This window comes from Streptomyces sp. NPDC047079, from assembly GCF_040643755.1.
Classification (GTDB): domain Bacteria; phylum Actinomycetota; class Actinomycetes; order Streptomycetales; family Streptomycetaceae; genus Streptomyces.
In genome coordinates, this window is the sequence record NZ_JBEYUZ010000009.1 from 144,743 (window position 1) to 167,674 (window position 22,932).

Sequence of the window (22,932 nt, forward strand, 5' to 3'; positions counted from 1 at the left end):
ACGGTTGATCCCGGCATGCCGGGATCGAGATCATAGGATCTGAGTGGCTCTGCCAGGGGATAAGCCCGACTTGGATCGGGCAACCGGAGCAGCATACAACGGCTGCGCCCGTGCAACGAAACTACCACGGCCGCCCCGCACCCTCGCCCGGGCCCGGAGCGGTTCCCCGGCCCGGGGCCGACCGTGCCGAGGCCCCCGGTGCCGGGCGCCCCGGCCCTCTTCCGGTCCGTACCTGCTCGGGGTCTACGCTGCGTCCCACGTGCAGCAGCTCAAGGAGGCGCAGGTGGCGCAGGTGCCGCAGCCATTGGATGCCCTCGCGGTGCGCACCTGGTGCTCGCTCGCGCTCCAGGCGCTGGGACGGGCGCGCGAGGAGATCGACGCGATCAACGTCTATCCCGTGGCCGACGGGGACACCGGCACGAACCTGTATCTGACCGTGGAGTCGGCCGCCGCGGCCGTCGAGGCCGTCTTCGCCGGGTACGAGGCGGGTGGCGCACAGCGGCCGACGCTCGCCGACGCCGTGCGGGCCATGGCGCACGGCGCGCTCATCGGGGCCCGCGGCAACTCGGGGACGATCCTCGCGCAGCTCCTGCGCGGCATGGCCCAGGTGCTCGCCGCCGACGGTGAGACCGCTCACACCGACGCCCGGGGGCTGCGGCTCGCTCTCCGGCGGGCGGCCGACTCCGCCCGGGAGGCCGTCGCCCACCCCGTGGAGGGCACCGTCCTGACGGTCGCCTCGGCCGCCGCGGACGCGGCCATCGGAGCGGAGGAGAACTGCGCCGAAGTCGCCCGGGCGGCATACGACGGAGCGCGGGCCGCTCTCGCGGCGACGCCCGGGCAGCTGGCGGTCCTGGAGCGGGCCGGTGTGGTCGACGCGGGCGGCCGGGGCCTGGTGGCGGTGCTCGCCGCCCTGGTGGAGACGTTCACGGGGGAGGCACCACGCGTCCTCGACGGGCCGGGGCGCGGCGTGCACGCGCGCGCGGACGCCGCACACACCGGCACGAGTGTGACGGACAGCGCCGGCGCGAGCGTGAAAGGGGACCACGTCCACGCGCGCGTGGACGGCGACGATGCCTACGCGCGCGGGGACGACGGCGACGATGCCTACGCGCGCGTGCACGGCGACACCGGGGCCGACTCCGAGGAGTGCGCAGGCGCCCCGGAGGACGGGGGCGGCCCCGCCTACGAGGTGATCTACCTCCTGGAGGCCGACGACGGGGCCGTGACACGGCTGCGGGAGCGGCTCGACGCACTCGGGGACTCCCTGGTCGTGGTCGGCGGGGACGGGCTGTGGAACATCCATGTGCACGTCGACGACGCGGGCGCCGCCGTCGAGGCGGGCCTCGAGGCCGGGCGGCCGTACCGGATCCGGATCACGCACTTCGCCGCCGGGGACGTGCACACCACGCGTGCCGCACGACCGCCGCGCGAGCGGGTCCAGCGCGCGGTGGTGGCGGTCGTGCCGGGAGAAGGGCTGGCCGGTCTCTACCAGGAGGCCGGGGCGACCACCGTGCTCGCCCGGCCCGGGGAGCCGCCGGCGAGCGGGGAACTGGTGCAGGCGGTACGGCGGGCGCACGCCCGCGAGGTGGTGCTGCTGCCCAACGACGCGGACCTGCGCCACACCGCGGCCGCCGCGGCCGAGCAGGCCCGTACGGAGGGCGTCCGGGTGGCGCTGATCCCGACCCGGTCCGCGGTGCAGGGGATCGCGGCGCTGGCCGTCCACGAGCCGGAACGGCGCTTCGACGAGGACGTCGTGGCGATGACGTCGGCGGCCGGGGCGACCCGGTACGCCGAGGTGGCGGTCGCCGAACGCCAGTCCTGGACGATGGCGGGCATCTGCCAGGCCGGGGACGTCCTCGGGCTGATCGACGGCGACGTCGCGGTCATCGGCTCCGATGTCACGGCGACCGCCGAGACGGTCCTGGACCGCATGCTCGCGGCGGGAGGCGAGATGGTCACGCTGGTCCTGGGCGACGAGGCTCCGGAGGCGGTCGCGGCGCATCTGGAGGCCCGGGTGCGCGAGTCGTACCTGGCCGTCGACACGGTGGTCTACCGGGGCGGCCGGCAGGGGCCGCTGCTGCTGATCGGCGTGGAGTGACGATCACGGACCCGGACTGACGTGGACTGACGAACTGACGCGGACCGACAGAGCCCGGTCCGCGGCCGTCCCCTCTGCAGTGTGTCTCCCGCTCCTGTGTGTCTCCCGCTCCTGTGTGTGTCCGGCGCGCCCCCGGCAGCGGCAGCGCCCCCGCCGGCCGTGGCGCGGGAGCGGTGCGCACATGCCCGGTGCGCGCCGGGTGCCCGCCCGCGACCACGGGCACCGGGCAAGGGCGTCACCGCTCCCGCTGCGCCTCCAGCAGCCGTTCCGCCTCCGCGCGCCGTGCCCGGACCGGCTCGGCGTCGCCGTCCGCGCCCTCGTACGCCGACAGCACCGCACGCGCCCGTGCCGACGCCGCGTCCGGGCGGTGGAGTTCGGCCTCCAGCCATCCCGCTGCCAGCTCGGCGCCGGTACGGAGGTCGAGGGCGCCCGCGCCGAGGGACGCGAAGACCGCGACCGCCTCCGTGAGGTGCGCGAGCGCCTCCTCGAAGGCCGCGCGCGGCGTCTCCTCGTCCGTGCCCTCACCGGCCGACCGGGCGATCAGCTCGCCGAACTGGCGGTGGGTGTGGCCGAGTTCGGTAACCAGCCGGACCCGCGCCTCGTCGTCCTCGGGCGAGCCGGACTCGCACACCCGGGCGGCCTCACCCATCAGCTCCCGCGCCGCGTCCAGACCCGCCTGCCCGCGCGCGGCGAGCCAGGCGCGGGCTCGAAGGGCGCGCACCAGGCCGTGGGTGTTGCCGAGGTCGCGCCACAGGTCGGCGGCACGGGAGTAGGCCCGGTCCGCCTCCGTCGGCAGCTCCGCGTGGCTCAGCGCCTCCGCGGCCAGATGCGCCAGCATGGCGTGGTCCCGCTGCTCCGGCCAGTGCCGGGCGATCTCCGCGGCCCGTAGCCACCGCTCGGCGGCGGCGCGGTGCTCGCCCAGCTCCGTGTGACAGTCGCCGAGCCACCACAGCGTCTGCACGATCGCCCCGTCGCCGTGCGTCTGCGCGGTCAGATCGGGCAGCGCCGACTCCAGCACCTCGGCCGCCTCCGCGAACCGGTCCTGTCGCAGCAGCAAACCGCCCAGCTGGTGACGCGCCCACGCGCCCAGCGTCGGGCCCTCGCCCGCCTCGTCGGCCCAGTGCGCGGCCTCCAGGGCGTGCTCGGCGGCCTCCGCGGACTGCCCCGACGCACTCAGCACCTCCGCAAGCCCCAGGTGCAGCTGCGCCTGCCCGACGGGCTCCAGAAGCCCCTGGCCGTGCTCCAGCGCCGCGCGGGCCGCCCGTTCGGCGCTCTCCGTGTCACCGAGCTGCCGCGCGAGGTGAGCCAGCCGTGCCTCGTGCTCCACCGCGAACCACGGCAGGCCCGCCGCCACATACTCCTCGGCCGCCCGCGCCAGCAGCTCCGCGGCCCCCTGCGCATCCCCGGCCCGCCCGGCCAGCTCGGCGAGCATGGCCCTGGCCTCCGCGGCCCGGGAGGCGAGACGCGTCTCGCCCGTGTGCGGCCCGGCGAACGCCAGCAGCTCCCGCACGGCCTCCTCGGCGGCCCCGGCGGAACCCTCGTCCTCCTCCAGCCCACGCATCAGGATGCGGGCCCGCCCCACCAGGACGGACGCCGTCTGCCCCACCCCCGTCCCGCCCTCCTCGAAGAGGGCGAGAGCCTCCTGCCGAAGCCCGGTGATCTCCTCAAGCGCCCGGTCGGCCTCGCCGGTCAGGGCACGGACGAAGGCGGCACGCGCGCGTGCCGCCAGCGCCTCACCCGGGTCGCCCGCCGCCGCGTACAGCTCGGCCGCGCGCTCGAAGGACTCCGCGCCCGCCGGGCCCCGGCTGATCGCCTCGTGGTCGACCAGGTCCGCGTGGTCGCGGGGGTCCAGCTCGGGACCCTCCGCAGCGCGCGCCACCGCGGCCCACGCGTCCACGGCGTCCGGGTGCAGGGCCTCCGACAGCCGCCGCGCCTCGGCGAGCAGTGCCGGAAGGTCCCGCTCCAGGACGGGGGCGTGGGCCACCTGGGCGGGCGCGGGCGCGGGGCGGGTCGTCCGCACGCCGAGCGGCAGCCGGTCCACCAGCGGACGGCGGTCCATCCGCCGCCGGGTGCGCTCACCGACGTAGGGCGTCCCGTTGCGTGCGTCGAAGCGGGCGGCGAGCGCCAGCGCCTCCCCGCGCGCGTGGGCGGCGAGTGTGCGAGCCGTCCACTCCCGGCCCGCCGGGCCCGGCACCGCCTGCTCGCCGAGTCCCAGCTCGACCAGCCGGTCCATCAGCAGGGTCACCACGGCCAGGAAGTCCAGTTTGCTGCGCGGCTCCCCGGAGTCCGTGAAGTACGCCGGCCGCTCGGCCAGGAGCTCCAGGCCGCGGGCCTCGTTGCCGGTCAGCGCGCAGAACTCCACGTGGTCGGCGTACGAGCCGCGCATGCTCTCCATGCTCCGCACGAGCCGGAACCCGCGCAGGTGGTGGGCCCGTGCCTCGTCCAGGCGGCCGAGGCGCAGCAGCGGCAGCAGGGAGGAGGCCAGCACGGCGTGCGGTTCGTGCGCGCACACGTGCTCGCCGTCCAGCACCGGCCGCCACAGCTCCAGCGCCCGCTCGGCCTCACCCTTGCGCGCCTGCCACCACCCCTGGTCGTGCAGCTCGCACGCGTGGCAGTCGGCCATCTCGTCGCGGTCGGCGGCCAGCCATGCGGCGTACGCCCGTTCGGCCCGCGCCAGGTCCCCGATGTGTGCGGCGACACTGAACTCGGCGCTGCGCACGGCCCGTTCGGAGTGGCCGGCGAGCCGGTAGCGATGCTCCATCTCGCCGAGCCACTTCTCCATGGAGGCGAGCGGGATGTGCGGCTGGCCCAGCATTCCCGCCGACATCCACTTGAAGACCCAGTGCAGCGAGTGCGTCTCGTACTCGTCGAAGTCCTCGGGGCGTTCGTCCCACATGCGCAGCAGACGCGCGAAGGGGACGAACATCTTGTCCTTCTCGGAGCTGTAGTTGTAGACCTTCAGCTGGTGCCCGAGCGCCTCGATCACGGCCAGCGGGATGTTCAGCTTCTCCGCCTCCACGAGCAGCTGCTCCGCGCGCGCGTTGCGCGCCGGGCCCTCCGGCTGCTCGTAGTTGTCCACCATCGCCCGGCGCAGCGAGTCGAAGTCGACGACCTGGCTCATCGGGAGCCGTCCTTGGGGGAGTTGGTGTGGGTGGCCCATTCGAGCAGGCCGATGAACGCGCGGTTCAGCAGCGCGGAGTCCGCCGGCCGCAGCGGGCGCTGGGCCATCAGCAGGGCCTGTCCGTAGAGGGACTCCGCGGCGGTGCCGATCAGCTCCGCGTCGCGCAGGGAACTGATCCTGCGGATCAGCGGGTTGAGGTGGTTGAGAACCAGACGCGCGCGTGGAGCCCTGCCGCGCAGTGAGCCGAGGATGCCCGCCCACAGGTCGTCGGCCTGCTCCTCGGCCTCCGCGCGTGCCTGCTCATGGCGGGCCGCCCGGTCGTCCAGGTGCAGCGCGGGCACGGACAGGGGGTGGAACGCGCGCAGGACGACGTCGCAGCCCAGCGGGTCGAGAGTGGCGCGCGCGGCTCCCAGGAAGGCCGACAGGGCCAGCTCCTCGGCCGGGTCGACCGCGTCCAGGTGCGCGGTCACGGTGTCCGCGTCCAACTCGGCGACCACCGTCCCCGGGCGCACCGACGGCAGCGCCTCCACCAGCTCGCTGTCGTACGTGTAGCCGCCGTTGACCACTCCGACGCCCTGCGCGGACGCGATCGGCGCGACCTGACGGTACTCCTCCACCGTCCGCGTGAAGTGCACGATCGGGTGCCGCTGTGCGAACTCCTCCAGAGACAGCCGCCCGTCCGTCGTCTCGAAGGGGAGCCATGGCAGCATCGTGCGCAGCATCTCCCTGTCGTGGCGCGCGAGCGATTTCACTCCCAGGTGGTGCACGGACAGGAAGGCGGCGAGACGCTCGGGGTCACCGGCCGCGAGCGTCGACAGCCAGGACCGTATGCGCTCCCCGAGGGCCTCCCGCACGGCCGCCAGCGTCTCGTCCTCGTACAGCGACTCTCGGGAGGCCGTGGGCCGCAGACTGTCCGTGTCGAGCACACAGCGCACGAAGAACGCCCAGTCGGGCAGCAGCTGTTCGGCCCGCTCCGTCAGCAGCATGCCCTTCAGGTGCACGCGGTGGCTCGCCCGCTGCGCGGGGCTGACCGCGCTCGGCAGCACATAGGCCACTCCGCGTATCCCGGCGAGCGGCACGTCCAGGTCGATCGAGTCCAGCGGGGTGAAACCGAACAGGTCGTGACAGTGGCGCGCCAGGGCCACCCTCCGGGCGGAGGGGGAGGCGTACGCGCGGTCCCAGGGCGCCGGCAGTTCCGTGACCGGCTCATCGCCCACCCGGACGTCGTACGGCAGCAGCGAACCGAAGTCCCGCGCCAGGGACCGCACCCGGTCCGCAGAGAGCCAGTCCGCGGCACCGGGACGCGCCACCAGATGCACCGTGGTGCCGGGTTCGGGGCGGGCGTCCGGCGGCAGCGTCCGCACGACGTACGACCCGTCGTCGGCGGCCGTCCACTCCACGGGCGCCGCGTCCGGTGTGCGGGCACTGCGGCTGACGACCCGGATGCGCTCGGCGACCACGAAACACGCCAGCAACCCGATGCCGAACTGCCCGAGGAAGCCGGAGCGGGCCTCCTGGAGCCCTTCGGCCCGCTTGGAGCTGCGCCCGATGGTGGCGAGCAGGCTGTGCACATCGGACTCGGTGAGCCCGATGCCCGTGTCCTCGACGCGCAGGCTGCCGCCGTCCGCGTACAGCCGCACCGCGGCCGGCGCGTCCGGCTGCTCGGCGCGGCGGGCGGTGATCGCGTCCACGGCGTTCTGGAGCAGCTCGCGCAGATAGACCTTGGGACTGGAGTAGAGGTGATGGGAGAGCAGGTCCACCAGACCACGCAGGTCGACCTGGAACGTATGGGGTGATTGTGGTGACTGAGGTGCCTGGGATGCCTGTGAGGTCTGGGAGTCCATCGTCACGGCGCCGCGGGTGGGGGATGGTCGACGGCGCGGGGTCGGGCGGTCCCGGTGGGGCGGTGACCGCGGGGGGCGAGCCGGAAGGATGGGTCATCCTAGGCCTCGAGCCATCCTCCTGACCAGCGGATTTGCAAGACGTATACGGCGTTGTCAGCGGAGTGGTGTGCAATGGATCTCGTGCCCGCACTGCAAGAACCGCTGAAGAAGGTGCTCGGCCCCGCCACCGCGAAGGTGATGGCCGAGCACCTCGGCCTGCACACCGTCTCGGACCTGCTCCACCACTACCCGCGCAGATACGAGGAGCGCGGCCAGCTCACACACCTCGCCGACCTCCCCATGGACGAGCACGTCACGGTGATCGCCCAGGTCGCCGACGCCCGGCTTCACACCTTCGCCTCGGCCAAGGCGCCCCGCGGCAAGGGCCAGCGCCTGGAGGTCACGATCACCGACGGCAGCGGCCGCCTTCAGCTGGTCTTCTTCGGCAACGGCGTGCACAAGCCCCACAAGGAACTCCTGCCCGGCACCCGCGCGCTGTTCGCGGGCAAGGTCTCCGTCTTCAACCGCAAGCTCCAACTGGCCCACCCCGCCTACGAGCTGCTGCGCGGCGACGACGTGGCCGAGACGGTCGACAGCTGGGCGGGCGCGCTCATCCCGATCTACCCGGCCACGGCCAAGCTGGAGTCCTGGAAGATCGCCAAGTCGGTGCAGACGGTCCTGCCCAGCGCCCAGGAGGCGCTCGACCCTCTGCCGGACTCCCTGCGCGCGGGCCGGGCCCTGGTCCCCCTCCCCGAGGCGCTCCTCAAGGTCCACCGCCCGCACACCAAGGCCGACATCGCCGAGGCCCGCTCCCGCCTCAAGTGGGACGAGGCGTTCGTCCTCCAGGTCGCCCTCGCCCGCCGCCGCCACGCGGACGCCCAGCTCCCGGCGGTGCCCCGCGTCCCCGCCCCGGACGGGCTGCTGGCGGCCTTCGACGCGAAACTCCCCTTCACGCTCACCGACGGCCAGCAGAAGGTCTCCCGGGAGATCTTCGACGACCTCGCCACCGAACACCCGATGCACCGCCTGCTCCAGGGCGAGGTCGGCAGCGGCAAGACCCTGGTCGCCCTGCGCGCCATGCTGGCCGTCGTGGACGCGGGCGGCCAGGCCGCCATGCTCGCGCCCACCGAGGTGCTCGCCCAGCAGCACCACCGCTCGATCGTCGAGATGATGGGCGAGCTGGCCGAGGGAGGGATGCTGGGCGGGGCCGAGAAGGCCACCAAGGTCGTGCTGCTCACCGGGTCCATGGGCACGGCCGCGCGCCGGCAGGCGCTGCTCGATCTCGTCACCGGGGAGGCCGGGATCGTGATCGGCACCCATGCGCTGATCGAGGACAAGGTGCAGTTCCACGACCTCGGTCTGGTCGTGGTCGACGAGCAGCACCGCTTCGGGGTGGAGCAGCGCGACGCTCTGCGCGGCAAGGGGAAGCAGCCGCCGCACCTGCTGGTCATGACCGCCACGCCGATTCCCCGGACCGTCGCCATGACCGTCTTCGGCGACCTGGAGACCTCCGTCCTGGACCAGCTCCCGGCCGGCCGCTCGCCGATCGCCAGCCATGTGGTGCCGGCCGCCGACAAGCCGCACTTCTTGGCGCGCGCCTGGGAGCGGGTGCGCGAGGAGGTGGCGGGCGGCCATCAGGCGTACGTCGTCTGCCCCCGTATCGGCGACGACATCGACGAGCCCGGCGACTCGAAGAAGGCACGGAAGTCAGCCGAGGACGAGGCGGAGAAGCGGCCCCCGCTCGCCGTGCTCGACGTGGCCGACCAGCTGGCCAAGGGCCCTCTGAAGGGCCTGCGGGTCGAGGTGCTGCACGGTCGTATGCACCCCGACGACAAGGACGCGGTGATGCGCCGGTTCGCCGCAGGGGAGACCGATGTCCTGGTCGCGACGACGGTCATCGAGGTCGGCGTCAACGTGCCGAACGCCACCGCGATGGTGATCATGGACGCCGACCGCTTCGGGGTCTCGCAGCTGCACCAGCTGCGCGGCCGCGTGGGCCGTGGCTCGGCTCCCGGCCTGTGCCTCCTGGTGACCGAGATGCCGGAGGCGAGCGCGGCGCGGCAGCGCCTGAACGCGGTCGCCTCCACCCTGGACGGCTTCGAGCTCTCGCGCATCGACCTGGAACAGCGGCGCGAGGGAGACGTCCTCGGCCAGGCCCAGTCCGGCGCCCGCACCTCGCTGCGCATGCTCGCGGTCATCGAGGACGAGGAGATCATCGCCGAAGCCCGCCAGGAGGCCACCGCGGTGGTCAGTGACGACCCGGACCTGGAGCGGCTGCCCGGCCTGCGCACGGCTCTGGACGCACTGCTGGACGAGGAGCGCGAGCAGTACCTCGACAAGGGGTGACCGAGCGCCGGCGGCAGCCGGGCTGCGAGACTGGAGAAGCACACCCGCCCCGGGGAGCAGGACTTCCGACCGGGCTTTTGGACCGCACACCGACAAGGACCGAAGAGATGACCCGCGTGATCGCCGGCCGGGCCGGCGGACGCCGCCTTGCCGTCCCGCCGGGCAACGGCACCCGCCCCACCTCCGACAGGGCGCGCGAGGGACTCTTCTCCACCTGGCAGTCCCTCCTCGGCGGCCCGCTGGAGGGCGAGCGGGTCCTCGACCTGTACGCCGGCTCGGGCGCCGTCGGCCTGGAGGCCCTGTCCCGTGGGGCGGGCCACACCCTCCTGGTGGAGGCCGACGCCCGTGCCGTCCGTACCGTCCGGGAGAACGTCAGGGCCCTCGGCCTGCCCGGCGCCGAAGTGAGGGCGGGCAAAGCGGAACAGATCATCCGCACACCGGCGCCCGACCAGCCGTACGACCTCGTCTTCCTGGACCCGCCGTACGCGGTCTCCGACGACGATCTTCGCGAGATTCTCCTCACACTCCGCACCGGGGGCTGGCTCGCGGCCGACGCCCTCGTCACCGTGGAGCGCAGCACCAGAGGCGGAGAATTCCGGTGGCCGGGCGGCTTCGAAGCGGTCAGGGCCCGTCGTTACGGGGAAGGGACGTTTTGGTACGGTCGCGCCGCCTCTACGTGCGAAGACGCACGATGACCGGACCGGAGAGCGAGGGATCACAAGTGCGCCGCGCCGTCTGTCCCGGGTCGTTCGACCCGATCACCAATGGGCACCTCGACATCATCGCCCGTGCCTCCAAGCTGTACGACGAGGTGTACGTCGCGGTGATGATCAACCAGTCCAAGAAGGGCCTGTTCGAGATCGACGAGCGGATGGCCCTCATCCGCGAGGTCACCGCCGAGTTCGGCAACGTCGTGGTGGAGTCCTTCCACGGCCTCCTCGTCGACTTCTGCAAGCAGCGCGACATTCCCGCCATCGTCAAGGGTCTGCGGGCCGTCAGCGACTTCGACTACGAGCTCCAGATGGCCCAGATGAACAACGGCCTCTCCGGCGTGGAGACCCTCTTCGTCCCCACCAACCCCACCTACAGCTTCCTGTCCTCCTCGCTCGTCAAGGAGGTCGCCGCCTGGGGCGGAGACGTCTCCCACCTGGTGCCGCCGGTCGTCCTGGAGGCCCTGGACAAGCGCCTCGGAAAGGGCTGACCGCACCCGCGGCGCGGCTCCCGTTCTCTGACAGCCCGTCAGCCGGTGTCGGCCGGGACGAAAGTGGCCGTACAGTCGACCCGTCCGTCTCCAACACAGCTTAGAGAGTGGCGAGCACACGGTGGACGTGCAGAAGAAGCTCGACGAGATCGTCGCGATGGTCTCCAGCGCCCGGTCCATGCCCATGTCGGCCTCGTGCGTGGTCAACCGCGCCGAGCTGCTCTCGATGCTCGAAGAGGTGCGCCAGGCCCTGCCCGACTCCCTGGCCCAGGCCCGGGAGCTGATCGGCGACCGGGAGCAGATGGTGGAGCGGGCCCGCCAGGAGGCCGAGCGGATCATCGAGAGCGCGCACGCCGAGCGCGGCTCCCTGATCTCCGACACGGAGGTCGCCCGCCGCTCCCAGAACGAGGCCGACCGCATCCTCGCCGAGGCCCGCCAGGAGGCCGAGGAGGTCCGCGCCGAGGCCGACGACTACGTCGACTCCAAGCTCGCCAACTTCGAGGTCGTCCTCACCAAGACCCTCGGCTCGGTCGGCCGCGGCCGCGAGAAGCTCCTCGGCACCGGTCCGGGCCTCGACGAGCAGGGCTACGAGGACGAGGACGCCCCCGAGCGCAGCCACGACCCCGAGACCCTGCGCCGCGACGCCGACGCGTACGTGGACGCCAAGCTCGGCGCCTTCGAGGCCGTGCTCGCCAAGACCCTGGAGGCCGTCGGCAAGGGCCGGCAGAAGCTGCACGGCCGGATCGCCACCGACGACCTCGGCGCCCTCGCCGACGACCCGAGGACCGTCCGGCACTCCAGCGACGCCGACTACCTCGCCGACCTCGCGGCCCTCGCCGACACGCCGCCCCAGGCGCCCTCGATGCCCGCCCAGGCCCCCGCCATGCCCGCCGAGGCCCCCGCGATCCCGGCCCAGCACCAGCCCGTCTACGCCCAGGCGCAGGACGCGTACGGGTATCCGCAGCCGGACCAGTACGGCTACCAGCAGACCTACGCACAGCAGGACGCCTACGGCTACCAGCAGGCGGACCCGTACGCCGCCTACCCGCAGGCACAGGCGTACGACCAGCAGGCGGCGGCCTACGGTCAGAGCCATGGCCACGGCCACGGTTACCCGGAGGGCAACGCCCTCGACGAGACGAGCCTCTTCGACACCAGCATGATCAGCGCCGAGCAGCTCCGGGCCTACGAACAGGGGCGCGGCGGTCACTGAGCGTGCCGGACGCGCGGATGCCGGGGCGTCCGGGTGGACCGGATTGGGCCGTGAGCGAAAGGTCCAGTATCCTGGCTCTTCGGTCGCGCGTACCCTTCGCGATCCTTGCTGCCCGGAATGCCATGGGACAGCATCCCCCTCTGAGCTTCGAGACCGAAAGCAGGAATGGCTCTGAACGCCCGCCTCGACCACCGCAACCCCCTCGTGTTCGACACGCACGAGCTGGGGCGGCGTCCTGGTGCGCTTCAGCGCCTGACCCGCACGATCGACGCCCCGAAGGACTTGGGGATCCAGAAAGTCATCGGAGTGCCGGAAGGCGCCCCGGTGGAGCTCGACCTCCGGCTCGAGTCGGTCATGGAAGGGGTGCTCGTCACGGGCACCGCCCGTGCATCGGCCGAGGGGGAGTGCGTAAGGTGTCTGGAGCCGCTCGAGCTGGAGCTCGAAGCGGACTTCCAGGAACTGTTCTCGTACCCTGACGCCGACGACCGGGACCGCGTGATCGCGGAGCCGGGCGACGACGCCGAGGACGACGAGGACAGGTTCTTCCTCGAGGACGGACTCTTCGACCTCGAACCTCTGCTGCGCGATGCGGTGGTGCTCGCACTGCCGATGCAGCCGGTGTGCCGGGAAGACTGCCCGGGCCTGTGCTCCGAGTGCGGAGCGCGGCTCGCGGACGACCCGGACCACCACCATGACGCCGTCGACATCCGTTGGGCGGCACTGCAGGGAATCGCCGATTCACTCGAAGACGGCGATAAGGACGAGATGAGCGGCGCCGAAGCGGGCGTCGACGAGAAGCAGGAGAAGTAGCCGTGGCTGTTCCGAAGCGGAAGATGTCGCGCAGCAACACGCGCCACCGCCGGTCGCAGTGGAAGGCTGCGGTCCCCACCCTGGTTGCGTGCGAGCGCTGCCACGAGCCCAAGCTGCAGCACATCGCGTGCCCCTCGTGCGGCACCTACAACAAGCGCCAGGTCCTCGAGGTCTGAGCGGCTGGTGAGAGGTCTGATGTCTGACGCCAAAAGCAGTCCCCGCCGCAGCGGGGGTGGTCCGGCGGACAACACAGCCTCGTCCCACACGCTTCTGGAAGGGCGGCTCGGCTACCAGGTCGAGTCCGCCCTTCTGGTGCGTGCGCTGACCCACCGCTCCTACGCGTACGAGAACGGCGGTCTGCCGACGAACGAGCGCCTGGAGTTCCTCGGGGACTCCGTCCTCGGGCTCGTCGTCACCGACACGCTGTACCGCACCCACCCCGACCTGCCCGAGGGCCAGCTGGCCAAGCTGCGGGCCGCGGTGGTCAACTCGCGTGCGCTGGCGGAGGTGGGGCGCGGCCTCGACCTCGGCTCCTTCATCCGGCTCGGCCGGGGCGAGGAGGGCACGGGCGGCCGGGACAAGGCGTCCATCCTCGCCGACACCCTCGAAGCGGTGATCGGCGCTGTCTACCTCGACCAGGGGCTGGACTCGGCGGCGGAGCTGGTGCACCGCCTGTTCGACCCGCTGATCGAGAAGTCCTCGAATCTCGGTGCCGGCCTGGACTGGAAGACCAGCCTCCAGGAGCTGACCGCGACCGAGGGGCTCGGCGTGCCCGAGTACCTGGTCACGGAGACCGGCCCGGACCACGAGAAGACCTTTACTGCTGCCGCCCGCGTCGGAGGCGTCTCGTACGGCACCGGCACCGGCCGCAGCAAGAAGGAGGCCGAGCAGCAGGCCGCGGAGTCGGCCTGGCGCTCCATCCGTGCCGCCGCGGACGAGCGCGCCAGGGCGGTGGCCGAGGCGGGGTCCCCCGACGGGACCACCGAATCCGTCCCGGCCCCGTCGAGCGACACGGCCACGGCCTGAATCCTTCACATCCGGACCCCGTCCCGGCGTGCGCGCCGCGGCGGGGTCCGTTTCATGGGGGCGGTCGCGCACACCTCCGCTTGGGCGCTGCCGCGGGCTCCGGGCCCGGCGTCCGCCCTCTGCCAGGAGGTACCCTGCGGACGTCGTCCCCGTCCACCCTTGCCAAGGAGCCCCGTGCCCGAGTTGCCCGAGGTCGAGGTCGTACGGCGCGGTCTGGAGCGCTGGGTCGCCCACCGCACCGTCGCCGACGTGGAGGTGCTGCACCCGCGCGCCGTCCGCCGGCACACGGCGGGGGGCGAGGACTTCGCGCACCGCCTCAAGGGGCAGCTCCTCGGCACCCCGAGCCGCCGCGGGAAATACCTCTGGATCCCGGTCGAGACCACCGGCACGGCGATCCTGGCCCACCTCGGTATGAGCGGCCAGCTCCTCGTCCAGCCGCAGGACGCGCCCGACGAGAAGCACCTGCGGATCCGCCTGCGGTTCGACGACGGCCTCCGCACCGAGCTCCGCTTCGTCGACCAGCGCACCTTCGGCGGTCTCTCGCTGCACGACACCACCCCCGACGGGCTGCCGGCCGTGATCGCGCACATCGCCCGGGACCCGCTCGACCCGCTCTTCGACGACGCCGCCTTCCACCAGGCCCTGCGCCGCAAGCGCACGACGATCAAGCGGGCCCTGCTCGACCAGTCGCTGATCAGCGGTGTCGGCAACATCTACGCCGACGAGGCCCTGTGGCGCGCCCGCGTCCACTACGAGCGCCCCACGGCCCACTTCACCCGCCCGCGCACCGCCGAACTCCTCGGCCACATACGGGATGTGCTGAACGCCGCGCTCTCCGTCGGCGGCACCAGCTTCGACAGCCTCTATGTCAACGTCAACGGGGAGTCCGGCTACTTCGACCGGTCACTGGACGCGTACGGCCGCGAGGGCCGGCCGTGCCGGCGCTGCGCGACGCCGATGCGGCGCCGCCCCTGGATGAACCGGTCCAGCTACTTCTGCCCCAAGTGCCAGCGCACACCGCGCAGCGTGCCGCCGCCCGTGGTGCCGTAGAAGCGTTCGGACAGCCTCAGGCCGTGCGGGCGTCGTCGTAGCGACGGCGAGCCTCCAGCACGTCGTCCATACGCCCTTCCATGAAGTGGATGAGGCCCAGCAGCCGCTCGGCCACCTGGTGTCCCAGCGAGGTGAGCTCGTAGTCCACGCGCGGAGGGTTCGTCGGCTGTGCCTCGCGATGCACGAGTCCGTCGCGCTCCAGCGCGTGCAGGGTCTGGGACAGCATTTTCTCGCTCACTCCGTCGACCCGGCGGCGCAGCTCGTTGAAGCGGAGCGAGCCTTCGTACAGCGCGCCGAGGGTGAGCGCCCCCCAGCGTCCCGTCACATGCTCCAGCGCGCCCCGTGACGGGCACGCCTTGGCGAACACGTCGTACGGGAGGTTCTCCTGCTGCGTGGTCGTCATGGCTGAAGAGTACTCCAGCACAGCGCTAACTGGCAGGTTGCGCTAACTAGAAGTTAGTGCTTTCCTGTGGTCACCGGAATCGAGGGCCGACGCTCCGCCCTCGCCTCCCTCCCCCCGCGGACGTCCTTCCGTTTCCCCGAGGAGTACCCACGTGACCACCCCTGTTGTCTCCATCGCCTACCACTCCGGCTACGGCCACAGCGCCGTCCTCGCCGAGGCCGTCCGGCAGGGCGCCGCCGAGGCCGGTGCCCAGGTGCACCTGATCAAGGTCGACGAGATCACCGACGAGCAGTGGGCGACTCTGGACGGCTCGGATGCGATCGTCTTCGGCTCGCCGACCTACATGGGCACCGCGTCCGCCCCCTTCCACACCTTCGCCGAGGCCTCCTCGCAGCGCTGGTTCGGGCAGGACTGGAAGGACAAGCTGGCCGCCGGATTCACCAACTCGGGGTGCAAGAGCGGCGACAAGCTGCACACCCTGCAGTTCTTCCAGATCCTGGCGGCGCAGCACGGTATGAACTGGATCAGCCTCGGACTGCACCCGGGCTGGAACAACAGCGCCGGCTCCGAGCACGACCTCAACCGCCTCGGTGTCTTCCTGGGCGCCGCCGCGCAGACGAACGTCGACGAGGGCCCCGAGGCCGTCCACAAGGCCGACGTGGAGACCGCCCGGCACCTCGGCCGCCGCGTCGCGGAGACGGCCCGGCTGTTCGTACTGGGCCGCGCGGCGGCGTAGCCACCGGAAACGGCAGTGCCCCCGGCCGGGAGACCGGACGGGCGCACGATGCACGAGTCGCGGATGTCCACCCGAGCGGATCAGGCGCACTGGCGGCGGAGAGAGACCTACGTAGGCTCGATCGCGTAGGAGAAGGAGCCTCCGGTTCCAGGGGGCTGTCGTGTGGTGCATTCAGAAGGAGACACGCCGTGACCGCTTCCCCTGGGGCTTCCCGACGTTCGGAGGCCGATGCCGCCGAATTCACGGCCTCGCCGCAGTTGGCCCGAGCGTTGCAACAGATCCTGGTGGATCTCGTGGAGCTGCACCTGCAGGGGAAGCAGGCCCACTGGAACCTGGTCGGCCGCAACTTCCGGGATCTGCACCTGCAACTCGACGAGATCGTCGACGAGGCCCGGGAGTCGGCCGACGCCATTGCCGAACGCATGCGGGCTCTCGCGGCCTGGCCGGACGGCCGCTCCGACACTGTGGCAGCGAGCACCACACTGCCCGCGTTCCCGGAAGGAGAGGTCGGCGTGAAGGCCGTCGTCGATCTGGTGACCGCGCGTCTGCGCGCCGCGGCCGATACGGCGCGCGCCCACCATGACCAGGTCGACAGCGAGGACCCCTCCACGGCCGACCTGCTGCACGGGATCATCATCTCGCTGGAGAAGTACGCCTGGATGGTCAGCGCGGAAAACCGGTCCGTCTGACACGGTCCCCCGCATCCCCCAGGTCGTCTCAGTAGCCGAAGTCCTGTGTCCACCAGGGGCCGCCCGCTCCCTGGTGCACCCCCACGCCCAGCGTCTTGAAGTCGCAGTTCAGTATGTTCGCGCGGTGGCCGGGGCTGTTCATCCAGGCCTCCATCACATCCTGTGCGGTCGCCTGGCCCCGGGCTATGTTCTCGCCACCCAGGTCCGTTATGCCGAGCGCCGCGGCCCGGTCCCAGGGGTCCTTGCCGTTCGGGTCGGTGTGGTCGAAGAAGTTCCGCGCGGCCATGTCCTCGCTGAACGCCTGCGCCAGCGTCGTCAGCTCGCTGCTCGCGGACACGGGGCTGCAGCCCACCTTGGCCCGCTCCTGGTTGACCAGATCGAGCACCGCGGCCGTGGTCGAGGGTGGCGCGGACCTGGCCGGCGGCACATGGGGCTTGGGCTTCTTCGTGTGCTTCTGCGCGGGCGGAGCGACCGTCGCCGTCTCCGTCGCGGCCGGGGACGGCGACGTCGAGGGCTCGCGGGTCGGGGCGGTCGAGGATGCCGGGGCCGAGGGGGTCGCGGTCGGCGAGGTGGCGTGGCCGCGGTCCTGGTCGCGGCTGGTGGACGTCGAGCCGCGGTCGTCGGCCGTGCCGCTGGTGCCGCCCTGCTCGGTGGCGAAGCCCGACGGGGCGGTGTCGCCGGCCTGCACATCGCCGGCGTCGCCGCTCACCGTGAAGGTCTTGGCGCCGGGCAGCACGCCCGTGGCGACCGCCACGGTGCCCAGCGCGACCGCCGCCGAGACGCCCAGCAGACCCGTGCGCACGGGGGTGACGGCCTTCTTCCTGCGGTGCGAGCGCGTTGCCTGCCGCTCGGCCTCGAGGACCGCGGCGAAGCCGTAGAGGTTTTCCGGACCGTAGCGCTCCGTGGGGGGCTCGTACTTCTGTGTCACCCCGGTCGCGCGGCTCGTGGCGGCGCGTCCGGCGACGGAGCGTCGGTGGCGTCCCATCTGCTGGCCTTCCTGGTCTTGCGGTCAGCGCTATTCGCTCGAATCTCGCTCGATCGAGTGAGTTTCACATGAGCTTCATATGGGTGGGGACGGTACAGCATGGCGCGAGGGGAAGAAGTGTCCACTGGGACATTGGCCGGTTAGCGTGCAGCCATGAACGACGATGCACGCCTCGTCGCGTGGGTTCGCGGACGTGTCCAAGGTGTGGGGTTCCGATGGTTCACCCGGGCCAGGGCGCTGGAGATCGGCGGCCTGAGTGGCTTCGCCCTCAACCTCGACGACGGGAGGGTCCAGGTGGTCGCCGAGGGTACGCGCAAGGCCTGCGAGGCCCTCCTCGACTGGCTCCGGAGCGACGACACACCCGGGAGGGTGGACGGAGTCACTGAGATTTGGGACACGCCCCGGGGCGGCTACGACGGCTTCGCGGTCCGCTGACTCCCGGCCGCCGCACCCTCCGGCGGAAGCGGAGGGACATGCCACAGGCACCTGCCCCCAGCAGAAAGGCCCAGGTGGTTGCCAAGAACGGCTTGTCGTGGCAGGCTCCACGGACAAGACTGATCGCCGCACTCAGCGGGGCCCGCAGGAGTCGCAGCGCCGCCCGCCGAGGGCCGCGCGCCCCCGGGACACCCGCCAATGCGGGCGTGATCGTGTTGACCGTCAAACTTTTTGGTGAGACGCTGAAAGCCCCGCGCACCTTAGCTGTTTGGCATGTAAGAACGGCGCAAGAACTGAAGACTGCCAAGCATCGCGGGTGCGAATCCCTCACGACCCACACCGCATCGGTCGGTCACTCAGTGTGGAGGACCATCCATCATGGCAAAGGCGCTTCTCGGTTACGTCGGCGGCTCCGACCCGCGACTCCTCGCCGAGATGCGACGGCTCCAGCAGCGCGTCCAGGAGCTCGAGTCCGAGCTCGTACGGATCCAGGCCGAGAACGACGCGCTGGCGGCTGCCGCTTCTCACGACAGGATCATGGAGAGCATCGACGCACACCAGGCGGAGCCTGCGCTCACCTGATCACTGCCTCAGCTCCACAAGGCACCAGCAGTGGTCGGGCTGCCCGTATCAACCGCTCAGCCGTCAGAGTTGCAAGGGACGCCCCCCGGCGTCCCTTCTTTCTTGCCCCCGCATACCCTTCCAGTCTCTTTAACGGATGGTGTGCCCTGCATGTTCAAGGCCGAAACCGCGGGGTTGCGGGGGTTCATAGTGTGAGATAGCGGCGGAAGGTAGAGTCCAGCGGCGTGCACCTCAAGGCCCTCACCCTCCGTGGCTTCAAGTCGTTCGCCTCGGCGACGACGCTCCGCTTCGAGCCGGGGATCACGTGTGTGGTGGGGCCCAACGGCTCGGGCAAGTCCAATGTGGTGGACGCGCTCAGCTGGGTCATGGGCGAGCAGGGAGCCAAGTCGCTGCGCGGCGGCAAGATGGAGGACGTCATCTTCGCCGGCACCACCGGGCGCCCGCCGCTCGGCCGCGCCGAGGTGTCCCTGACCATCGACAACTCCGACGGGGCACTCCCGATCGAGTACTCCGAGGTCACCATCACGCGGATCATGTTCCGCAACGGCGGCAGCGAGTACCAGATCAACGGCGACACCTGCCGGCTCCTCGACATCCAGGAACTCCTGTCCGACTCCGGCATCGGCCGCGAGATGCACGTGATCGTCGGCCAGGGCCAGCTCGACTCCGTCCTGCACGCCGACCCCATGGGCCGCCGGGCCTTCATCGAGGAGGCCGCGGGCGTCCTCAAGCACCGCAAGCGCAAGGAGAAGGCCCTCAGGAAGCTGGACGCCATGCAGGCGAACCTCGCCCGCGTCCAGGACCTGACGGACGAACTGCGCCGCCAACTCAAGCCGCTGGGGCGGCAGGCCGCGGTCGCCCGCCGGGCCGCCGTCATCCAGGCCGACCTGAGGGACGCCCGGCTGCGCCTGCTCGCCGACGACCTCGTACGCCTGCGCCAGGCGCTGCGGACCGAGATCGCCGACGAGGCCGCGCTCAAGGAACGCAAGGGGGCCGCCGAGGCCGAACTGAAGAAGGCGCTCCAGCACGAGGCGCTCCTCGAGGACGAGGTACGGCAGCTGACGCCCCGTCTCCAGCGCGCCCAGCAGACCTGGTACGAGCTGTCCCAGCTCGCGGAGCGGGTGCGCGGCACGATCTCGCTGGCCGAGGCCCGGGTCAAGAGCGCCACCTCCGCGCCCCCGGAGGAGCGGCGCGGACGCGACCCCGAGGACATGGAACGCGAGGCCGCCCGCATCCGCGAGCAGGAGGCCGAGCTGGAGGCCGCCCTGGAAGCGGCCGAGCGCGCGCTGGAGGACACCGTCGCGCACCGGGCCGAACTGGAGCGCGAACTGGCCCTGGAGGAGCGGCGCCTGAAGGACGCGGCGCGCGCCATCGCCGACCGCCGGGAGAATCTGGCCCGGCTGAACGGGCAGGTGGGCGCGGCCCGTTCGCGCGCGGCCTCCGCCCAGGCCGAGATCGACCGCCTCGCCGCGGCACGCCACGAGGCGCAGGAGCGCGCGGTCGCCGCGCAGGAGGAGTACGAGGCCCTCAAGGCCGAGGTGGACGGTCTGGACGCGGGCGACGCCGACATGACCGAGCGGCACGAGACGGCGAAGCTGGCCCTGGCCGAGGCCGAGGCGGCCCTGTCGGCCGCCCGTGAGGCGGCCACCGCGGCCGAACGCCGGCGCGCCGCGGTCGCCGCCCGCCATGAGGCCCTCGCCCTGGGCCTGCGCCGCAAGGACGGTACGGGCGTCTTGCTCGAGGCCAAGGACCGCATCTGCGGCCTGCTGGGCCCGGCGGCCGAGCTGCTGACGGTGACGCCCGGGCACGAGGTGGCGCTGGCGGCGGCCTTCGGCGCGGCGGCGGACGCGATCGCCGTGACGAACCCCGCCTCGGCGGCCGAGGCGATCCGGCTGCTGAGGAAGCAGGACGCCGGACGCGCGGCCCTGCTGCTGGCCGGGCCTGCGGGGGAGGAGCCGGCGGACGAGCCACCCACCGACGGCCCGGTCACGCGACCGGGTACGGGAGACGGGAGCACCCGGGCGGGGGGACGAGCGAGCGCCGGAACGCAGGCGACGGAGAACACCGACGCCGGGCCCGGCCCGGCCGGCGACGCGGGGCGAGGCTTGGGCGGTGACGCGGGGAGTGGTCCGGACGCCGACGCCCGGCCCAGTCCGGGCGGTGATACCGGGCGCGGGCCGGCCGGCGACGCGGGGCGCGGTCTGAACGGCCACACGGGGGACGGTGAGAGCGCCGGAGCAGGGCGTGGCGCTGGTGCCGACGAGGGGGGCGATGCCCGGCAGGACTCTCCCGACGGGCTGCCCTTCGCCGCCGACCTCGTCCGCGGTCCCGCCGCGCTGATGCCCTCCGTACGGCGGCTGCTGCGCGGTGTCGTCGTGGTCGGCACCCTGGAGGACGCCGAGGAGCTCGTCGGGGCGCGGCCCGACCTGACGGCCGTCACCGCCGAGGGCGATCTGCTCGGGGCGCACTTCGCCCACGGCGGATCCGCCGGGGCGCCGAGCCTGCTGGAGGTTCAGGCCTCGGTCGACGAGGCCGCCGCCGAGCTGGAGGAACTCGCCCTCCGATGCGGTCGGCTGGCCGAGACCCAGCGGCTGGCGGGGGAGCGCCGCAAGGAGTGCGCGGCCCTCGTCGAGGACCTCGGGGAGCGGCGGCGGGCCGCCGAACGGGAGAAGTCCGCGGTCGCCCAGCAACTGGGACGGCTCGCGGGGCAGGCCCGGGCGGCCGCCGGGGAGGCCGAGCGCTCCACCGCCGCCGCGGCCCGGGCACAGGAGGCGCTGGAGAAGGCCCTGCTGGAGGTCGAGGAACTCGCCGAGCGGCTCGCCGTCGCCGAGGAGATGCCGGTCGAGGAGGAGCCCGACACCTCCGTACGCGACCGGCTCGCCGCCGACGGGGCGAACGCGCGGCAGACCGAGATGGAGGCCCGGCTCCAGGTCCGTACCCATGAGGAGCGGGTCAAGGGACTGGCCGGGCGCGCCGACTCCCTGGACCGGGCCGCCCGCGCCGAACGCGAGGCACGCGCGCGTGCCGAGCAGCGGCGGGCCCGGCTGCGGCACGAGGCGGCCGTCGCCGAGGCCGTGGCCTCCGGCGCCCGGCAGCTCCTCGCCCATGTCGAGGTGTCGTTGGGCCGGGCGCAGGCCGAGCGCACGGCCGCCGAGGCCGCCAAGGCGCGCCGCGAGCAGGAACTCGCCGCCGCCCGCACCGAGGGCCGCGATCTCAAGGCCGAGCTGGACAAGCTCACCGACTCCGTGCACCGGGGCGAGGTGCTGGGCGCCGAGAAGCGGCTGCGCATCGAGCAGCTGGAGACCAGGGCGCTGGAGGAACTCGGTGTCGAGCCGGCGGGGCTGGTCGCCGAGTACGGCCCCGACCAGCCCGTGCCGCCGTCGCCCCCCGCCGAGGGCGAGGAGGTGCCCGAGGACCCTGGGCATCCGCGCAACCAGCCGCGCCCGTTCGTGCGCGCCGAGCAGGAGAGGCGGCTCAAGGCGGCCGAGCGGGCCTACCAGCAGCTCGGCAAGGTCAACCCGCTCGCGCTGGAGGAGTTCGCGGCGCTGGAGGAGCGCCACAAGTTCCTCAGCGAGCAGTTGGAGGACCTCAAGAAGACCCGCGCCGACCTGCTCCAGGTGGTCAAGGAGGTCGACGAGCGCGTCGAACAGGTCTTCACGGAGGCGTACCGGGACACGGCCCGTGAGTTCGAGGGTGTCTTCAGCCGGCTGTTCCCGGGCGGGGACGGGCGGCTCGTGCTGACCGACCCGGGCAACATGCTCACCACGGGCGTCGACGTCGAGGCCCGGCCCCCGGGCAAGAAGGTCAAGCGGCTCTCCCTGCTCTCCGGCGGTGAGCGCTCGCTGACGGCCGTGGCGCTGCTCGTGTCCATCTTCAAGGCCCGGCCCAGCCCGTTCTACGTCATGGACGAGGTCGAGGCCGCCCTCGACGACACCAACCTCCAGCGGCTGATCCGCATCATGCAGGAGCTCCAGGAGGCCTCGCAGCTGATCGTGATCACGCACCAGAAGCGGACGATGGAGGTCGCCGACGCCCTGTACGGCGTCTCCATGCAGGGCGACGGTGTGTCGAAGGTCATCTCCCAGCGGCTCCGCTAGTGGGTGCGGCCTACACCCGCCCTGACCTGCATCTCCGCAAAAATTCAACTTCTGAACACAGTGCCTGGGTCTAGGGCGGGCGCCTCCTGACGTTGGGGCCTATTGACTTCGGAACTTGAAGGCATAGTCTCTGCAACGTTGCTTTTACCTTCAGGTGTGAACGGCGTGAACCAGTGCTCCACGGGTACTTGGAAGCCGACCCCATACCTCAGAGGGCTCACCCCCACCCCCGGCAGCGTTGCCGGTGGCCCGAGGAG

The 22,932-nt window shown here is 72.3% G+C and carries 18 protein-coding genes; 14 read left to right on the top strand and 4 right to left on the bottom strand.

The window, feature by feature from the left end; genetic code table 11:
* Nucleotides 1–283 precede the first annotated feature (283 nt).
* Entirely contained in the window at nt 284–2,098 is a 1,815-nt protein-coding gene (locus ABZ823_RS15085) for a DAK2 domain-containing protein (protein WP_361659330.1), read from the top strand.
* Between the two features lie 235 nt (nt 2,099–2,333).
* Here ABZ823_RS15085 and ABZ823_RS15090 read toward each other — a convergent pair whose 3' ends face one another.
* Nucleotides 2,334–5,219 carry a tetratricopeptide repeat protein gene (locus ABZ823_RS15090; RefSeq protein ID WP_361659064.1) on the bottom strand — a complete coding sequence of 962 codons (2,886 nt, stop codon included), beginning with the start codon at nt 5,217–5,219 and terminating at the stop codon, nt 2,334–2,336.
* Complete coding sequence (locus ABZ823_RS15095) at nt 5,216–7,063, bottom strand: HSP90 family protein (protein ID WP_361659333.1); 1,848 nt, start codon at nt 7,061–7,063, stop codon at nt 5,216–5,218. The genes ABZ823_RS15090 and ABZ823_RS15095 overlap by 4 nt, the downstream gene beginning before the upstream one ends.
* Nucleotides 7,064–7,234: 171 nt before the next feature.
* On the opposite strand from ABZ823_RS15095, the gene recG reads away from it, so the two are divergent.
* The 8 genes from recG to mutM all read left to right on the top strand — a co-directional run bounded on the left by recG (nt 7,235) and on the right by mutM (nt 14,748).
* Complete coding sequence (recG, locus tag ABZ823_RS15100; protein ID WP_361659067.1) at nt 7,235–9,448, top strand: ATP-dependent DNA helicase RecG; 2,214 nt, start codon at nt 7,235–7,237, stop codon at nt 9,446–9,448.
* Nucleotides 9,449–9,555: 107 nt separating this feature from the next.
* A complete protein-coding gene (rsmD, locus tag ABZ823_RS15105; RefSeq protein ID WP_361659070.1) occupies nt 9,556–10,143 on the top strand; it encodes a 16S rRNA (guanine(966)-N(2))-methyltransferase RsmD in 588 nt (195 codons plus the stop codon).
* On the top strand, nt 10,140–10,649 hold the full coding sequence (gene coaD / locus ABZ823_RS15110) for a pantetheine-phosphate adenylyltransferase (RefSeq protein WP_361659073.1): 510 nt from the start codon (nt 10,140–10,142) through the stop codon (nt 10,647–10,649). The genes rsmD and coaD overlap by 4 nt, the downstream gene beginning before the upstream one ends.
* 121 nt (nt 10,650–10,770) lie before the next feature.
* Entirely contained in the window at nt 10,771–11,862 is a 1,092-nt protein-coding gene (locus tag ABZ823_RS15115) for an ATP synthase F0 subunit B (RefSeq protein ID WP_361659076.1), read from the top strand.
* A 165-nt stretch (nt 11,863–12,027) separates the two neighbouring features.
* On the top strand, nt 12,028–12,672 hold the full coding sequence (locus tag ABZ823_RS15120; RefSeq protein WP_361659079.1) for a YceD family protein: 645 nt from the start codon (nt 12,028–12,030) through the stop codon (nt 12,670–12,672).
* A 2-nt stretch (nt 12,673–12,674) separates the two neighbouring features.
* Complete coding sequence (gene rpmF / locus ABZ823_RS15125) at nt 12,675–12,848, top strand: 50S ribosomal protein L32 (RefSeq protein WP_007493396.1); 174 nt, start codon at nt 12,675–12,677, stop codon at nt 12,846–12,848.
* A 19-nt stretch (nt 12,849–12,867) separates the two neighbouring features.
* Nucleotides 12,868–13,698: a ribonuclease III gene (gene rnc, locus ABZ823_RS15130; RefSeq protein WP_361659082.1), complete on the top strand. Its 831-nt coding sequence runs from the start codon at nt 12,868–12,870 to the stop codon at nt 13,696–13,698.
* Nucleotides 13,699–13,872: 174 nt separating this feature from the next.
* Complete coding sequence (gene mutM / locus ABZ823_RS15135; RefSeq protein ID WP_361659084.1) at nt 13,873–14,748, top strand: bifunctional DNA-formamidopyrimidine glycosylase/DNA-(apurinic or apyrimidinic site) lyase; 876 nt, start codon at nt 13,873–13,875, stop codon at nt 14,746–14,748.
* A 16-nt stretch (nt 14,749–14,764) separates the two neighbouring features.
* On the opposite strand, the gene ABZ823_RS15140 is transcribed toward mutM, so the two are convergent.
* Nucleotides 14,765–15,151, bottom strand: a complete 387-nt coding sequence (locus ABZ823_RS15140; RefSeq protein WP_361659087.1) for a helix-turn-helix domain-containing protein — start codon at nt 15,149–15,151, stop codon at nt 14,765–14,767.
* Nucleotides 15,152–15,302: 151 nt separating this feature from the next.
* On the opposite strand from ABZ823_RS15140, the gene ABZ823_RS15145 reads away from it, so the two are divergent.
* On the top strand, nt 15,303–15,887 hold the full coding sequence (locus ABZ823_RS15145) for a flavodoxin family protein (RefSeq protein ID WP_361659090.1): 585 nt from the start codon (nt 15,303–15,305) through the stop codon (nt 15,885–15,887).
* 188 nt (nt 15,888–16,075) lie between these two features.
* Nucleotides 16,076–16,576: a DNA starvation/stationary phase protection protein gene (locus ABZ823_RS15150; protein ID WP_361659093.1), complete on the top strand. Its 501-nt coding sequence runs from the start codon at nt 16,076–16,078 to the stop codon at nt 16,574–16,576.
* Between the two features lie 28 nt (nt 16,577–16,604).
* Here the strand turns inward: ABZ823_RS15150 and ABZ823_RS15155 are convergent, their stop codons facing one another.
* Nucleotides 16,605–17,561, bottom strand: coding sequence for a CAP domain-containing protein (locus ABZ823_RS15155; RefSeq protein WP_361659095.1), 957 nt, complete (start codon nt 17,559–17,561; stop codon nt 16,605–16,607).
* 153 nt (nt 17,562–17,714) lie between these two features.
* Between ABZ823_RS15155 and ABZ823_RS15160 the strand changes: the two genes are divergently transcribed.
* The 3 genes from ABZ823_RS15160 (at nt 17,715) to ABZ823_RS15170 (ending at nt 22,675) form a co-directional block, all read left to right on the top strand.
* Complete coding sequence (locus ABZ823_RS15160) at nt 17,715–17,996, top strand: acylphosphatase (protein ID WP_361659098.1); 282 nt, start codon at nt 17,715–17,717, stop codon at nt 17,994–17,996.
* Between the two features lie 378 nt (nt 17,997–18,374).
* A complete protein-coding gene (locus ABZ823_RS15165; RefSeq protein WP_361659101.1) occupies nt 18,375–18,578 on the top strand; it encodes a hypothetical protein in 204 nt (67 codons plus the stop codon).
* Between the two features lie 224 nt (nt 18,579–18,802).
* Nucleotides 18,803–22,675: an AAA family ATPase gene (locus tag ABZ823_RS15170; RefSeq protein WP_361659104.1), complete on the top strand. Its 3,873-nt coding sequence runs from the start codon at nt 18,803–18,805 to the stop codon at nt 22,673–22,675.
* The last annotated feature ends 257 nt before the right edge of the window (nt 22,676–22,932 follow it).